This window comes from Pleomorphomonas oryzae DSM 16300, assembly GCF_000422965.1.
GTDB classification, from domain to species: domain Bacteria; phylum Pseudomonadota; class Alphaproteobacteria; order Rhizobiales; family Pleomorphomonadaceae; genus Pleomorphomonas; species Pleomorphomonas oryzae.
In genome coordinates this window covers 323,046-337,173 of record NZ_AUHB01000003.1, presented here as the reverse complement: position 1 = coordinate 337,173, position 14,128 = coordinate 323,046, and the positions used below count along the sequence as shown (strand labels likewise).

The 14,128-nt window shown below is 61.0% G+C and carries 15 protein-coding genes; 8 read left to right on the top strand and 7 right to left on the bottom strand.

Annotated features, from left to right (window positions below; all coding sequences use genetic code 11):
* Positions 1–11 precede the first annotated feature (11 nt).
* The 4 genes from G522_RS25945 to G522_RS25940 all read left to right on the top strand — a co-directional run bounded on the left by G522_RS25945 (position 12) and on the right by G522_RS25940 (position 2,526).
* Positions 12–272: a hypothetical protein gene (locus G522_RS25945; protein ID WP_051228401.1), complete on the top strand. Its 261-nt coding sequence runs from the start codon at positions 12–14 to the stop codon at positions 270–272.
* A gap of 57 nt (positions 273–329) precedes the next feature.
* Positions 330–1,493, top strand: coding sequence for a YcaO-like family protein (locus G522_RS0106960; RefSeq protein ID WP_051228400.1), 1,164 nt, complete (start codon positions 330–332; stop codon positions 1,491–1,493).
* Positions 1,490–2,194 (top strand): TfuA-like protein, encoded by a 705-nt coding sequence (locus G522_RS0106955; RefSeq protein ID WP_026790416.1) that lies wholly within the window; start codon positions 1,490–1,492, stop codon positions 2,192–2,194. Before G522_RS0106960 ends, G522_RS0106955 begins: the two co-directional genes overlap by 4 nt.
* 101 nt (positions 2,195–2,295) lie before the next feature.
* On the top strand, positions 2,296–2,526 hold the full coding sequence (locus G522_RS25940) for a hypothetical protein (RefSeq protein WP_036838354.1): 231 nt from the start codon (positions 2,296–2,298) through the stop codon (positions 2,524–2,526).
* Between the two features lie 91 nt (positions 2,527–2,617).
* Here the strand turns inward: G522_RS25940 and G522_RS0106945 are convergent, their stop codons facing one another.
* The 6 genes from G522_RS0106945 to G522_RS0106920 form a co-directional block, all read right to left on the bottom strand.
* Positions 2,618–3,706, bottom strand: a complete 1,089-nt coding sequence (locus G522_RS0106945) for an ABC transporter ATP-binding protein (RefSeq protein WP_026790415.1) — start codon at positions 3,704–3,706, stop codon at positions 2,618–2,620.
* Between the two features lie 12 nt (positions 3,707–3,718).
* Positions 3,719–5,233 carry a DUF5060 domain-containing protein gene (locus tag G522_RS0106940; protein ID WP_026790414.1) on the bottom strand — a complete coding sequence of 505 codons (1,515 nt, stop codon included), beginning with the start codon at positions 5,231–5,233 and terminating at the stop codon, positions 3,719–3,721.
* A gap of 24 nt (positions 5,234–5,257) precedes the next feature.
* On the bottom strand, positions 5,258–6,127 hold the full coding sequence (locus G522_RS0106935) for a carbohydrate ABC transporter permease (RefSeq protein ID WP_026790413.1): 870 nt from the start codon (positions 6,125–6,127) through the stop codon (positions 5,258–5,260).
* Complete coding sequence (locus tag G522_RS0106930; RefSeq protein WP_026790412.1) at positions 6,124–7,023, bottom strand: carbohydrate ABC transporter permease; 900 nt, start codon at positions 7,021–7,023, stop codon at positions 6,124–6,126. Before G522_RS0106930 ends, G522_RS0106935 begins: the two co-directional genes overlap by 4 nt.
* Before the next feature lie 84 nt (positions 7,024–7,107).
* On the bottom strand, positions 7,108–8,352 hold the full coding sequence (locus G522_RS0106925; RefSeq protein WP_026790411.1) for an ABC transporter substrate-binding protein: 1,245 nt from the start codon (positions 8,350–8,352) through the stop codon (positions 7,108–7,110).
* 135 nt (positions 8,353–8,487) lie between these two features.
* Positions 8,488–9,735: an ABC transporter substrate-binding protein gene (locus G522_RS0106920; protein ID WP_026790410.1), complete on the bottom strand. Its 1,248-nt coding sequence runs from the start codon at positions 9,733–9,735 to the stop codon at positions 8,488–8,490.
* Between the two features lie 302 nt (positions 9,736–10,037).
* On the opposite strand from G522_RS0106920, the gene G522_RS0106915 reads away from it, so the two are divergent.
* Together G522_RS0106915 and pdxY are read left to right on the top strand one after the other, a co-directional pair.
* Positions 10,038–11,225 (top strand): ROK family transcriptional regulator, encoded by a 1,188-nt coding sequence (locus G522_RS0106915; RefSeq protein ID WP_245586618.1) that lies wholly within the window; start codon positions 10,038–10,040, stop codon positions 11,223–11,225.
* A gap of 103 nt (positions 11,226–11,328) precedes the next feature.
* Positions 11,329–12,177: a pyridoxal kinase PdxY gene (gene pdxY, locus G522_RS0106910; protein ID WP_026790408.1), complete on the top strand. Its 849-nt coding sequence runs from the start codon at positions 11,329–11,331 to the stop codon at positions 12,175–12,177.
* A gap of 12 nt (positions 12,178–12,189) precedes the next feature.
* Here the strand turns inward: pdxY and phnF are convergent, their stop codons facing one another.
* Positions 12,190–12,927: a phosphonate metabolism transcriptional regulator PhnF gene (phnF, locus tag G522_RS0106905; protein ID WP_026790407.1), complete on the bottom strand. Its 738-nt coding sequence runs from the start codon at positions 12,925–12,927 to the stop codon at positions 12,190–12,192.
* A gap of 128 nt (positions 12,928–13,055) precedes the next feature.
* Here phnF and phnG point away from each other — a divergent pair, with 128 nt between their 5' ends.
* Both phnG and phnH read left to right on the top strand, forming a co-directional pair.
* Positions 13,056–13,520 carry a phosphonate C-P lyase system protein PhnG gene (gene phnG, locus G522_RS0106900; protein WP_026790406.1) on the top strand — a complete coding sequence of 155 codons (465 nt, stop codon included), beginning with the start codon at positions 13,056–13,058 and terminating at the stop codon, positions 13,518–13,520.
* Positions 13,520–14,128, top strand: coding sequence for a phosphonate C-P lyase system protein PhnH (gene phnH / locus G522_RS0106895; RefSeq protein ID WP_051228399.1), 609 nt, complete (start codon positions 13,520–13,522; stop codon positions 14,126–14,128). The genes phnG and phnH overlap by 1 nt, the downstream gene beginning before the upstream one ends.

Below are 14,128 nucleotides of genomic sequence, written 5' to 3'. Positions count from 1 at the left end.
GGAGAGAGAAAATGGCTAAGATGGCAGTTCTGGGTATGACCGATGAACCTGGATATTGGCTCGTCGATTTCGAGAACGGCACGGTGTCCCCGCTGCCGGAAGGTACGAAAGAGCCGTTCGATTTTTCGAAGACGGCTCGCGACAAGGGAGCGAAGCTGGTCGCCGGTGTCGATCTCGCCGTGGCGCTCGATAGCGGCGATGAAGTGATCGCCGGTAAGGGCGAGGCTTCCTACGGCCACCTGAGCGCCTATTCCGGTCGTTTCAGCAGTTAAAAAAGTCACGTTCGGTCCGGACAAGTGGTATCAAGCGAACACACCTATTCGGACCGCATGTGCCGTCCTGAAGATACCTTGGCGCGCGTCGCACCGGCGCTCGCTAAGTATGGGGTCACGCGTCTTGCCAAAGTGACCGGACTGGATGCTATCGGCATTCCGGTATGGAATGCGATACGCCCGAATGCCCGCACCCTCGCGGTTTTCCAGGGTAAGGGCCTAACTGATATGGATGCCAAAGCGTCGGCCGTGATGGAGGCGCTAGAGCGCGCCTGTGCCGAACGGCCAAGCCTTTTGGTTCGGACGGCATCGGCGGAGGATATTGCCGGCGGCGGGGAGCTTTGCGATCCTCTCGACGATCTCATTGCTATTGGCCGTCGGCCGTTGGATCGCACCTCGCGGCTGGAATGGGTCGAAGGGCATGACCTCGTCAGCGATAGGTCCGTCTGGGTTCCTTACGAGGCGGTTCTCCTCGATTTCACTCGTCCCTCGCATTTCTGGCAGTCGTCCGACGGGCTAGCCTCCGGCAATACCGACAAGGAGGCGACTTTCCACGGATTGCTGGAACGGATCGAGCGTGACGCCGATACGCTGTGGTCGCTCGAGCGCATTGAGCGCCAGGCGGCGACGTGCATCTCAAGCGCGGATCTGGGCGATCCTGTCGTTCTTTCCCTGGTCGGGCGAATTGAGCGAGCCGGCTTCAGGCTGCAGCTTTTCGACATGACCAGCGATCTCGGCATACCAACCGTCTCGGCGTTGCTCTCACCAGCCGATGCCTTGGCGCTTCGGTCCCTTCGCTACATCGACGTGACGATGGGAAGCGGCACCCATCCACTGGCATACCGTGCGGCGCTCAGAGCCATCACCGAAGCCGTGCAGTCGCGCTTGACGCTGATTACCGGGACACGCGACGATGTGGGAAACGACGTCTATGCGAGCCGGGTCTCCGAGCCTCTTTTGCGCAAGCTGCGCCTGCAGCCCCAGGCCATGATTTCCGCAGATTTGACGGAACCTGGGGAGAGCGTGGAAGCGATGCTGGCGCGAGTTCTCCAAAGGCTTCAAGACCACGGAATTGATCGGGTCGTCGCCGTTCGAATGAACCCCGGCGAAGATCGATTTTCGGTGATGAAGATGATCGTGCCCGGCCTCGAACATCCCGAAGGCCGGCGGCAGCGACGGTTCGGCGCCAGGGCCCTCTCACGTCTCATGGTGTTTCGATGAAGCTGATCTTCGTCGGTCCATCGCTCTATGGAGCCGAGGCGCAAGCCCCAGCCGGCCTAACATTGCGTCCGCCTGCGGCGAAGGGGGACGTTTTCGCGGCGGTAGAGCAGGGCGCAGACGTCATCGGCCTGATCGACGGCTACTTCGAAGCGACGGCCGCGGTCTGGCACAAGGAGATCCTTCACGCCCTGTCGAGCGGTGTACGGGTGTTTGGCGCTGCAAGTATTGGCGCGTTACGAGCCGCGGAATGCGCCGCATTCGGCATGATCGGTATTGGGGCGATTTATCAAGCCTACGCTGCTGGCCGCCTGGAGGACGATGCCGAAGTGGCGCTTCTGCACGCGCCGCAAGAACTTGGCTATGCTCCATTATCCGAGCCCTTGGTTAACGTGAGGGCCACTCTCGACCGTCTGCGCGAAACGGACGTCATAACCGAGAAACAACTTCAGGTACTTGTCGAAACGGCCGCGTCGATCTTCTACAAGGAGCGAACCTGGCGGAAGATAATTGAAGCAGCGGCGCTATCCCCCGAAGAACGCTCGCAGATCGGCGAGATGGTGTGGACATGCCACGTTGATCAGAAAATGCTCGATGCGGTTGCGCTTCTAAAGGTGGTGGACATGGAAAGTGGCTCTCGACCGAGGGAACGCCCGGACTGGGAGTTCTCGCATACGTCCTACTTTCGAGCGCTTGCTACCTAGCGGTAGTCTCCTGTATCGGGTTTGTAACGCCGCTGTCACGGCCGAGTTGGTTATGTCCCCTCTCAGTTACTTGTGCTTCGTAGGCTAGGAAGGGAATTGAGATGCTGGATAGAACCATCGACAAGGCCGTGGTGGCCGATTCGGAAGAGTTCGCCGCCCTCGCGCGATTGATCATTTATGCGCGTCAGACGTCCAAGACGCTGAACGCCGAGTTCACCTCCTATTGCCTCGACCTCGCGCTGGCCGCCGTGATCGACGAAATGGAAAAGGCTGGTCTCGACACGTCCATCATGGCCCCGAATGCTGAGGCGCTGATCGGCGAGCTTCACTGACGCTATTGCTTCGGCCCGGAGCTGAAGCCTTTCGTTTTGAGCGCCGGAAACCAAGGTTTCCGGCGCTCATGCATATGTGCGGAGCGATGTTCTACATCGCCGCCGTTGCCGAGGTATGGGTCAGCCGTTGACCACTGTCGGCATCGAAAAGGTGTCCCTGTCCTTCTTCAAAGACGACAGACATCGCGTCGCCGGCTGTAATCGAGATGCGGTGGCGGATCAGGGCGACCAGTTTTTCTCCGGCCATATCGATGACCACGTGCGTTTCCGACCCCGTCGGTTCGACGACCTCGACCCGGGCCTCAAGACCATTCCCGTCGGCTACCTGGATATGTTCCGGCCGAATGCCGAACTCCACCTGACGCCCCGCGAATTCCGCCGGATAGGGACCGATGGGGATGACCGCGCCGGAGGCGACCTTCAACCCCGCCTGACCGGCCTGGAGGGTGCCGGCGACGAAGTTCATGGCCGGCGAGCCGATAAAGCCGGCAACGAAGCGGTTGACCGGTCGGTCGTAGAGCTCAAGCGGCGTGCCGATTTGTTCGACGCGGCCGGCGTTGAGCACCACGATCCTGTCGGCCATGGTCATGGCCTCGATCTGGTCGTGGGTAACGTAGACGATGGTCGTTCCGAGCCTTTGATGCAGGCTCTTGATTTCGGCGCGCATGGCAACGCGCAACTTGGCGTCGAGGTTGCTGAGCGGTTCGTCGAACAGGAATACCTTCGGGTTGCGAACGATGGCTCGACCCATGGCGACACGCTGGCGCTGGCCGCCGGAAAGCTGGGCCGGCTTGCGGTCCAGCAGCGGTTCCAGGCCCAGAATGGCGGCGGCGGCATCGACCTTCTGGCGGATCGTCGCCTTGTCGACCTTGGCCAGTTCCAGTGCGAAGCTCATGTTCTGGGCGACGGTCATTTGCGGGTAGAGCGCGTAGTTCTGGAACACCATGGCGATGTCCCTGTCCTTGGGCTCCAGATGGTTCACCACCTTGTCGTCAATGGCGATGGTCCCGTCGGAGATATTCTCCAGACCGGCGATCATGCGCAGAAGCGTCGACTTGCCGCAGCCGGACGGGCCGACGAGCACGACGAACTCGCCATGATGGATGTCGATATCCACGCCATGGATGACGGGGACGGCGCCGTAGTTCTTGCGAACATTGCTGATCGTAACGCTGGCCACCTTGTGTCCTCCTCAACGGCGCCGACGAACGCGAATGGCGAGATGCGGTTTGCCAGGTAGTTCGACCGCGAACACGGCATCCGGACGTCGCGACCGCGTCTGCGCGCCATGACGGGTCGGATGGTTGGCGGGCGCGTCGACGAGCTTGGCCGGGCTGACCGTCATGTTCCACGTGTCGATGACGTCTACGTCGTAGTCACCCGGTTCGGTCGGCAGACCAGGCGCCCAGATCACCGGTTGATGTTCGCCGAGATAGATGTAGACCACGTCGCCATCGCCGGCGCCGGAAACGCGGCTCCAAGGCCAGTTGTCGGACGGCGCCAACGGCGTGAGGCCTTTCTTGACGTCCTGTTCCAGGAGGTCGCGCAGAAAGCCGATCCGCTTCCACGCCTCGCCACGCAGCACGCCGCCCTTGGCCCACCATAGGATGTCCTGCGGGTGCATGAAGGTCTCGCCGTGGCCGGCATAGCCGCCACGCAGCAGCGTGATCCAGTAGCGATGCACGAGTTCCTCGGCCGAGATGTTGCCCCACGAGAGCATGATGTTGCCCTCGTATTCCGGCTCGTCGTTGACTACAGGCTTGCCATAGGCATCGCGCCATTCCTGAGTGCGTTTGACGTCCCAGTTCTGGATGCAGACGTGGCTGACCCAGGGCTTGCGATGATCGTAGTTAGCTTTGACGTCGCCGTTGTGGATCGACTTGAGATGCCGGTAGGGATCGTTTTCCTCGATGATCTGGAAATAGCGGTCCCACTGCGCCATCGGCTTGGAATTGAGCAGGAAGTCATATTCGTTGGCCAGCGACCACCAGACATTCCGGTAGGCGGCGAGACGCGCTGCCAGATAGGCGACGAAGCGATAGTCCTGCGCCGCCGACATGTCGCAGTAACCCCAGCGGTCGTAGGGGTGGAAGATGATGATATCCGCTTCGATGCCCAGATCGCGGAGGGCGGCCACCTGGGTCTCAAGATGCCGGAAAGCGGCGGGGTTCGGTCGGTCGAAATCAAGTTCGCCCTCTTCATCCCGCTCGAAAATGTCGAACAGCGGCTCGTTGACGTTGAAGGGATAGTCCTTCGGGAACACGGCCATGCGGATCTTGTTGAAGCGAGCGCCCGACAGCGTCTTCAGCGTTTCAGCCTGCAATTCCAGCGGCTGGTGCGTCCAGGCATAGCTTGTGGTGCCAAAGGGCAGATAGGGCGTGCCGTCGGCGTAGGCGAAGTGGAACTGATTGGCGACGTGGACCGGGCCGTGACTTCCCGCAGCTGGCGCCTTGACGCTGAAGGCCCCGGTCTGTCCATCGAGACCGCCGTCGTTGGAAATCGTCGTGTAAGTCCACTCACCCTCATTGTCGGGCATGAAGCGGACCTTGTAGACACCGGCGCCATCATAGAAACCGGGCACGCGGACGACGCGACTGTTTTGCTTGAAGAACGCCTCGAAGCTGACGTCGAAATAAGGGTTGCCGGTTTCTGGGCCGGTAAAGCTGGCCTCAAAGAGATCCCACTTGGATACGCTCTGCTTGGACATAGTGTGATTATCCTGGTTGAGGCTTCAGCCCTTGACGGCGCCGGACGTCAGGCCGGACACGAAGTAGCGCTGGAAGATCAGGTAGACGATGATGGCGGGCAGCACGGTCATGACGATCGCGGCGTTCAGCTGGCCGTAATCGCGTGAGAACTGCCCCTGAAAGGCGGACAGGCCGAGCGGCAGCGTCCACATTTCCCGGTCCTGCAACAGGACCAGCGCCATGGCGAACTCGTTCCAGGTGGCGACGAAGTCGAGAATGAACAGTGCCGCCAGCACCGGCAAAGATACCGGTAGGAACACGCGCCGGAAGGTGGTGAAATGCGAGGCGCCATCGATGCGCGCCGCCTCGCTGAGTTCGTGCGGAATGTTCCGGAAGAAGCCGTACAGGATGAACACCTGATAGGGGATGCCAAAGGCGAGGTAGGGCAGAATGACCCCTGGATAGGTGTCGATCAGACCGAAGCCGTTCACCAGCGTGAAGATCGGTGCCAGCATCACCTGGAACGGGATCATGGTTCCGAACAGGATCAGCACCAGGATCAGCTTGCCAAAACGCATCGGTATCTTGGCCAGCGCATAGGCGGCCATGGCCGACAGGAAGAGACCCAGCGGCACCTTGACGGCGGTGATGATCACCGAGTTGACGACGGTGGTGCTGAAGCGGCCGCGCGCCCAGGCAGCGGTGAAGTTGGAGAATTGCGGATCGGTCGGCGGCGCGAAGGCGCTCGATGTCATCACCTGCGCCGTCGACTTCAGCGATGTGAAGACGATGAAGACGAAGGGCGCGATCCAGACAGCAGCAACGACGACCAGCGAGATCCATAGGCTGATCAGCACCCAGTCGCGTGGCGGTTTGCCGGCCTGCGCGGCGGCGGTTTCGACGGAAGCGGTCATTCCGCTGTCTCCTCGCGCTTCTGGCTCCAGCGCATGTAGGGGATGACGACGGCAAGCGTCACGGCGAGCAGCACGACGGAGATGGCGCTACCGCGTCCGAAATCGAAGATCTGCATCGATTGGGTGAAAGCCCAGAGCGCCAGCATCTGCGTGGACTGGGCGGGGCCGCCTCCGGTGAGGCCGTAGACGATGTCGAAGGCCTTCAACGAGGAAATGATCGCCAATACGAGAACGATGGTCAGAGTGGTCCGCAGGGCCGGCAGCGTGACGTAACGGAACACCGCCCAGCGGCCTGCGCCATCAATCCGCGCCGCTTCGACGAGCGACTTGTTGACGCCCTGCAAGCCGGCAAGGAACAGCACCATCGAAAAGCCGACCGATTGCCAGACATAGGCGCCAAAGGCTGAATAAAGGGCGATGTCGCGGTTACCGAGCCAGTCCGGCACCCAAGCCTGCAAGCCAAGCGAGGTCAGGATCTGACCGAACAGGCCGAAGAAGGGGTCATACATCCAACGCCACATGGTGGCGACGGCGATGGAAGCGATGATCACCGGCAGGTAATAGATCGCGCGCAGGCTATTGCGGCCGAAAATCGGTTGATTGAGGCCGAGCGCCAGTGCCAGGCCGATCATCGGCGGGATGGCAACGGACAGCGCCGTCCAGATCACCGTGTTCCGGAAGGCCACCCAAAATACCGGGTCCTTGGTGAATACGTCGACATAATTGGCGGTGCCGACGTAGGCCTTGACGGGGTCGAGACCGTTCCACTTGAAGAAGCTCAGCCAGATCACGTCGAGCATCGGAAAGACCGCGAAGACGACGTAGACGACAAGAGCTGGTCCCAGCAGCAATGCGGCCTGGACACGGGTATTGGACAGAATGGCGCGTTCGGCCATGGAACGCCTCCTTGCCTTTGGCGGCGACGGAAAATGTGGCCGGCCTTTCGATAGGTCGGCCACTTCGGATTTCGGGACTGGAGATCAGCCCTTGTTGGTGATGAAGGTCTGCATGGCGGCGGCCGCATCCGCAGGCGCCATGTTGCCGCTCACCACCTCATTGATCACCCGGAAATATTCGGTGGTGATGTCGAGCGGGAAGGCCTGGTCGCCGTTCAGAAAGACCTTGTCGTGGGTATTGAAGAGGTCGAGCCACTTCTTTGTCATCGGGCGCAATTCTCCGTAAGTGACGTTCTTGTTGATGGATGTCGTGCCGGAGACCCCGAGCAATTTCTGCTGAACGGGCGTGGAGAGAAGATAGTCCAGGAATTTCGCCGCGAGATCGGGGTTCTTGCTCTTCGAACTCACGTAGTAGTAGTTGGCAAAGCCATAGAGACGATTGGTGCGTGTCGGGAACGGGAACAGGTCGATATCGTCGATCTTGCCGGCTTCGGCGAGCTGCTGCACCAGCCAGTCGCCCTCCAGCATCATGGCCGCGCGATTGGCCAGGAACAGGTTGAATGCCTGTGAATCGTCGATGCCCATGAACGGCGACAGGATATAGTTCTTGCCCCACTTCTGAAGTTCGCCAAAGGACTGCACGACGCAAGCCTCATCGGTCCACTTCACGGTCATCGCCGTCAGCGCGTCATGCTTTTCGGCGCCACACTTGGCTTCCAGAATGACGTCCATCAGGCGCATGACGTGCCAGTTGACGGTGCCGCCGAAAGCGATCGCCGGGATGCCGGCTGCCTTCAGCTTCTCCGCATCGGCCACCAGCTCGTCGTAGTTGGCAGGGGTCGAGGTGATGCCGGCCTTCGCGAACAGGCTCTTGTTATAATAGAGCGCTTCGCCGGACAGGGACGAAGGCACTCCATGACGACCGCCCGGATACATGCGCGAGAATGAGCCGGCGGCGGGCACCACCTCGTCATCCCATTTGTAGTCCGCGTAATACTTGTCGAGCGGCAGGCTGAGGCCGGCTTTGACATATTCGCCGCCAAGCCCAAGACCAGCCCACATGAAATAGATGTCCGGCCCCTTGTCGGTACCGGCGGCGACACGGATGGCGGTCTTGTGATCGTCGGTGCCACGGGTGACGACTGTCACCTCGGCGCCGGGGTTGGCGGCTTCGAAGTCAGAGACCACTGCAGTGAAGGCTTTGTTCGCGGCCTCGGAACTGAAGTTCAGCGTCCAAAACGTGATGTTCTCGGCCGCCGACAGGCTCGTCGCTACCAGAAGCAGACCGGCGGCGATGGCTGCGCTGGTTACGGTGGCAAACTTGGTCATGGTTTTCCTCCCCGTAGTTTCAAAAGCGGCTTGGTCGCGGGCGGGAGAAGGCGGAGCCTCCTTGCCTTGACGCGATAAGGAAAATGCGGTCGGCCGGGGAAGTCGGTCGACCGCGTTGGGCTGTGGAGGAGAGCGTCAGCCCTTATTATGGATGAACGTCTGCATGGCGGTGGCGGCGTCAGCAGGCATCATATTGCCGCTGGCTACTTCATTGATGACGCGGAAATACTCCGTCGTGACGTCGAGCGGGAAAGCCTGGTCGCCGTTCATGTACACCTTGTCGTAGGTGTTGAAGATGTCGAGCCACTTCTTGTCCATCGGGCGCAGGTTGTCATAGACGACATGCTTGTTGATGGAAGAGGTACTGAATTTGCCGAGCACGCTTTGCTGAACTTCCGTCGAGTTGAAGTAGTCGAGGAACTTCGCAGCAAGATCGGGGTTTTTGCTCTTGGTGCTGATGTAATGGTATTCGGCGAAACCGTAGAGGCGGTTGGTTCCCGTCGGGAATGGGAACAGGTCGTAGCCATTGAGGTCCGTCGCCTCGGCGAGTTGCTGCACCAGCCAGTCGCCTTCCAACATCATCGCTGCACGGCCGGCCACGAACAGGTTGAACGATTGCGCCTGATCGATGCCCATGAACGGCGACAGAATGTAGTTCTTCGCCCATTTGTCGAGCTCGGCGAAGGAGTCCGTTGCGCAGGCTTCCTTGGTCCAATCGACCTTCATGTTCATCAGAGCGTCGTGCTTGTCGGCGCCGCACTTTGACTCGAGGATCACGTCCATCAGGCGCATGACATGCCAATTGACGGTGCCGCCAAAAGTGATGGCCGGGATGCCGGCCGCCTTCAGCTTCTCTGCATCTGCGACCAGTTCGTCATAGTTGGCGGGCGTGCCGGTAATGCCGGCTTTCTCGAACAAGGCCTTGTTATAATAGAGCGCTTCGCCCTTGAAGGTGAACGGCACGCCATGACGGCCGCCCGGATAGATGCGGGAGAAGGAGGCGGCGGCCGGAACCAGCTCATCGTCCCACTTGTATTCCGCGTAATATTTGTCGAGTGGCAGGCTGAGGCCAGCTTTGACGTATTCGCCACCGAGACCAAGCCCCGCCCACATGAAATAGATGTCCGGCCCCTTGTCGGTGCCGGCGGCAACGCGGATGGCGGTCTTGTGGTCGTCGGTGCCACGGGTAACGACTGTTATCTTAACCCCAGGATTGGCCGCTTCGAAGCCTGAGGTGATCTTGGTGAAAGCTTCGTTCGACGCCTCAGAGCTGAAGTTCAGTGTCCAAAGAGTCAAATCCTCGGCCGCGGACAGGCAGGTCCCGGCCAATAGCAGACCGCCGACGAGCGCGGCGCGCGAGGCAGCAGAAGTCAATGTCATGATTTTCCTCCCAGTCGTTTCTAGCGCGACTGAGCATGGAGTATGGCTGCCTTTACCCTCTGTCAAGGATCATTATGTCATTTTCGACGTAATTAGGCCGTCAATCTTCGGGCATTTACGACGAAAAACAGGCATAAATAATTGAATTTGGCCGGTTTCTGTCGATAGTTTAGATTCTCGGGCGCCGATTGCCCCTATTATGTCGTTGACGGCGGAAAGGCGCGACACTACCGTTTTGTCGCAGAGGACGTTAAAACGTCGACGGGTAGTATCTATTAAGTTCGTCGGAGACGAAATTGGCCAACATGATCACTAGCGAGCTTGAAGGCCTGCTTTATGGCCGCGAGCTGGACTCGCCGGTCGTAAAGGTGGTGAGAGCATTAAGTGGCCATGGGGCGGTGAGCACGTCGCAGATTGCCCGCAATACCGGTCTCGCCCGGTCGACCGTTTCCACCATCCTCGCCGACCTGAAGCGATCGAACCTTGTGGTCGAGATGGAGGCGCGTAACCCAGGCCCGGGGCGGCCGGCCATTGCCCATTCGCTCAACCCGGAAGCGGGCACCTGCGTTGGCGCTCTGCTGGATGTCGATGAAATCAGGGTCATCGTTGCCGACGTGGCGCATAACGTGGTGGCCGATCTGGCGATGCCGGTCGAGCGGGAATATTCGCCGACCAAGGCGGCGCGCGTCGTCAAGCACGCCGTGGATACGCTCTACAAGGAGCACAGCCTTGCCCATACCAGTCTGATCGGTATCGGCTTCGCGGTGTCTGCGCCGCTGGCGCCCGACGGACGCGTCATGCGCTCTTCCGCTTTGCCGGGCTGGCAGGGGACCGATTTTCGGGAAGCCTTTGAGCCGGCGCTGCAAAAGCCCATTTTTGCCGACAGCGAAAGCAATTGCGCCGCGCTGGCCGAGATGATGTGGGGCGCCGCGAGCGGCTGCAGCGACTTCGTTCTGTTGAAGCTGAACCAGGCCGTCAGTGGGGCCGTCGTCGTCGATGGCAGGGCGCTTGTCGGCGCATCCGGGTCGGCTGGCGAGATGGGGCACATCGTCATCGATCCACATGGGCCGCTCTGTCGGTGTGGCAATCGAGGATGTCTCGAACTGTATTGTGGGGCCGGTTTCGTCTCAAAAATGGCGGCCGACTGGCTTGGCCGTTCCATACCGGTGGACGAGATTGTGACGCGGGCCGTGCAGGGCGAGACGGGATTCCGTCGTCTTCTTGCTGACGCTGGCGAAGCAGCCGGCCGTGGCCTCAGCATGGTCGGCGCCATGATCAATCCGCCGCTGTTCATTATTTCCGGCGTCCTAGCGAGTGCTGGCGAACTGCTGCTCGCCCCGTTGCGCTCCAGCTATGAGAAGCATTCCTTCGTCAAGCGGGACGATGTCGACGAGGCCCACTATCCCGTTTTCAGGACCGGCAAGTTTCTCGACAACGATAATTGTCTCGGCGCGGCAGGCCTGGTTCTCCGCCATAGCAGCCGCTTGAAGTGAGATAGGCCGCGCAGTTTGCAACGGTCCAGCCGGCTTGCGGAATCTCGGCTGTTGTTCGACAGTCCGGAACCGTATCGTCGCCCCTCATTCTCGAATGCCATCCATGAACATTCTATCCATCCAGTCCCATGTCGCCTACGGCCACGTTGGCAATGCCTCGGCCACCTTTGCCATGCAGCGCCTCGGGCACGAAGTTTGGCCGATCCATACCGTGCAGTTCTCCAACCACACCGGCTACGGGTCGTGGAAGGGGCAGGTGTTTGACAGTTCGTTGATTGACGACTGTGTGGAGGGGATTTCCGAGCGCGGCGTGCTCGGCAGTTGCGATGGCGTTTTGTCCGGCTATGTCGGGGCACCAGCCATTGGGGATTCGATCCTCAAGGCTGTGCAGAGGGTTCGAGACGCTAATCCCAAGGCGGCTTATGCGTGCGATCCGGTGATTGGTGATGTCGGACGCGGCATTTTCGTGCGACCTGGCGTACCGGAGTTCTTCCGCGACCAGGCGGTGCCGGCCGCCGATCTCGTCACCCCCAACCATTTCGAACTCGACTTTCTGGTTGGCCATCCTTCGACTTCCATGGGAGAGGTGAGGGCGTCGATTGCCGGTCTGCACGCGCTTGGCCCCAAGGTCGTTCTCGTCACGTCGCTCATTGTCGACGGTACGCCGGATGATGCGCTCGATATCGTCGCATCCGATGGTCATTCACTCTGGCGTGCCCGATCTCGACGGCTGCCGCTGTCGATCAACGGGGCAGGCGATGCCATAGCGGCGCTGTTCTACGTCCATTGGCTGACGACGCACTCGGTGCCGGAAGCGCTGTCGCGTTCGGTTTCCTCGGTGTTCGGGCTCCTCAACCGAACCGTTGAGGCGGGTAGCCGGGAGATCATACTGATCGCCGCCCAGGATGAGATCGTCCGGCCATCGGTCATCATTCCGGCCGTTCAAGTCTGATAACGCCTGCTGTCAAGCGGTCATCTTGAGGCTGATGCGATCGGCCGAGAAGCGGGTCCGCGAGCATTGAACCGGCCGGCCTTCGAGATCGGTATTGATGGCGCGTGCCTCGAGCACGATGGCGCCGGGCGATAACTGCATCAGTTCGCGCTCGCGGGCGTCGGCGTGACGGGCCGATACTTCCGTGCTGTGCCGAAGATAGTCGGGCAGGCCGCAGGCGGCGAAGGCGCGAGTGATCGAGCCGGTGGCGGCGATATGCCGGGCGATGTCAGGAAAGCGCTCGACTGGAAAGAAATGCTGCGAACAGGAAACGGGGCGGCCATCGACGTAGCCGACTTCCTCCACTTCGGTCACAGGCTGTTCGGGTGCGATTTGCAGCAGGGTCGCCACTTCCAGAGAGGCGGGCAGCTCGCCTGAGCGCAGCAGGCGCGTTGAGACCGACGACGCCTGATCGCCCAGGCCAGCTGAGAAACGCGTGCGCTTCGAGATCGGCAGCGTCAGCTGACGACCGCCGACAATGACCGTGCCATGGCCCTGAATGCTTTCCACCAGCCCCTCTTCCGCCAGAAAGGCGAGGGCGGCTCGCACCGTATGCCGGTTGACCCCGAAGCGTTCGGCGAGATCGAAAGCCGGCGGTAATCTGCCGGTTTCCCGAAACTCGCCGTCGGCAATCGACACGCGAATACGGTCGGCGATCTGCCGCCAAAGAGAGACGCCGGAATGCCGCTCGACCGGTTTCTGTTGGGCCATGTCACCTCGCTGTCACGGAGTTCGGCTAAGACTCTCGTTATTGTGTAGTTGTCTAGATTAATAGACAAATTTGCAAGACGCAAGCCCGCCCTGCCAGAGCGCTATGTGGGCTGAACCGGAGCGAGCCGATGGATGCTGCCGCTGCCCTTGATCCCGAGACGGAACGTCGCCGTCAGCGCATGGGGCTTCTTGCCCGCGCCAGCGCTGCCGAGTTCGATGCTGCCTGGGCGGCCCTTGCCGTTCTGCCGGAGGTGACCGACTTGCGTGGTCCGGAAACCGGGCTCGTCATGTTGACCGGTCGCATCGGCGGCGACGGTGCCCGTTTCAACCTCGGCGAGGCAACGGTGAGCCGGTCCACGGTGCGGCTGGCATCCGGTCATATCGGCTTCGGTCAGTTGCTCGGCAGCGATCAGAACCGCGCCCGTCGCGCCGCCATCTTTGATGCTCTCGCCGGTACAGAGGAAGGCCGCCGGGTGGTCGACCGACTTTGTGCTGATGTTGAAGCGCGCCTTGTCCGCGAGGGGCAACGGCAAGAGGCCGAGACAGCGTCGACCCGCGTCGATTTCTTCACACTGGTGCGGGGAGAGGACTGATGCTCCACGACAATTCGTTCATGCAGGCCTCCCTGGACGGTGGGTTCGGCCAGCCGGTCTTCGAGGCGCAGGAATCTTTCCGCCGGCTGCTCGATGCCATGGCGCGGCCGGGCAGCATTCACCAGGTTACTGCCGACGTAATGGCTCCCGGTCTTGCCGGCCCAGCCCAGGCAGCGCTGGCGCTGACGCTTTGCGACGCCGACACGCCGGTCTGGTGCGCCGCCGCTTCGCCGGCGCATAGCGCTTGGCTCGCCTTTCACACAGGCGCTCCTTTGACGGCGGCTCCGGAGCAAGCGGCCTTCGCTTTCATCGGGGTGGGCGACGCCGTGCCGGACGATCTGTCGCTCGGCACCCAGGACTACCCCGACCGATCGGCAACGCTGGTCATCGAGGTGCAAAGCTTTGGCGAGGGCGAGCGCTTCCGCCTTATCGGCCCCGGCATCGACGGTGCCGGCGACCTTGCCGTCGACGGTTTGCCCAAAAGCTTCGTTGCTTTTCGCGCCGCCAACAGCGCGCTGTTTCCGCGCGGTGTCGATGTAGTGCTGACAGCCGGCCGCGACATCGTTGCCCTGCCGCGCTCCACCACCTTCGTCCATTGGGAAGGCTGA

Bases quoted from the DNA above. Each gene is read 5' to 3' on its own strand.
- G522_RS25945 (WP_051228401.1), top strand. From the start codon at position 12: ATGGCTAAGATGGCAGTTCTGGGTATGACCGATGAACCTGGATATTGG.
- G522_RS0106960 (WP_051228400.1), top strand. From the start codon at position 330: ATGTGCCGTCCTGAAGATACCTTGGCGCGCGTCGCACCGGCGCTCGCT.
- G522_RS0106955 (WP_026790416.1), top strand. From the start codon at position 1,490: ATGAAGCTGATCTTCGTCGGTCCATCGCTCTATGGAGCCGAGGCGCAA.
- G522_RS25940 (WP_036838354.1), top strand. From the start codon at position 2,296: ATGCTGGATAGAACCATCGACAAGGCCGTGGTGGCCGATTCGGAAGAG.
- G522_RS0106940 (WP_026790414.1), bottom strand. From the start codon at position 5,233: ATGTCCAAGCAGAGCGTATCCAAGTGGGATCTCTTTGAGGCCAGCTTT.
- G522_RS0106935 (WP_026790413.1), bottom strand. From the start codon at position 6,127: ATGACCGCTTCCGTCGAAACCGCCGCCGCGCAGGCCGGCAAACCGCCA.
- G522_RS0106930 (WP_026790412.1), bottom strand. From the start codon at position 7,023: ATGGCCGAACGCGCCATTCTGTCCAATACCCGTGTCCAGGCCGCATTG.
- G522_RS0106925 (WP_026790411.1), bottom strand. From the start codon at position 8,352: ATGACCAAGTTTGCCACCGTAACCAGCGCAGCCATCGCCGCCGGTCTG.
- G522_RS0106915 (WP_245586618.1), top strand. From the start codon at position 10,038: ATGATCACTAGCGAGCTTGAAGGCCTGCTTTATGGCCGCGAGCTGGAC.
- pdxY (WP_026790408.1), top strand. From the start codon at position 11,329: ATGAACATTCTATCCATCCAGTCCCATGTCGCCTACGGCCACGTTGGC.
- phnF (WP_026790407.1), bottom strand. From the start codon at position 12,927: ATGGCCCAACAGAAACCGGTCGAGCGGCATTCCGGCGTCTCTCTTTGG.
- phnG (WP_026790406.1), top strand. From the start codon at position 13,056: ATGGATGCTGCCGCTGCCCTTGATCCCGAGACGGAACGTCGCCGTCAG.
- phnH (WP_051228399.1), top strand. From the start codon at position 13,520: ATGCTCCACGACAATTCGTTCATGCAGGCCTCCCTGGACGGTGGGTTC.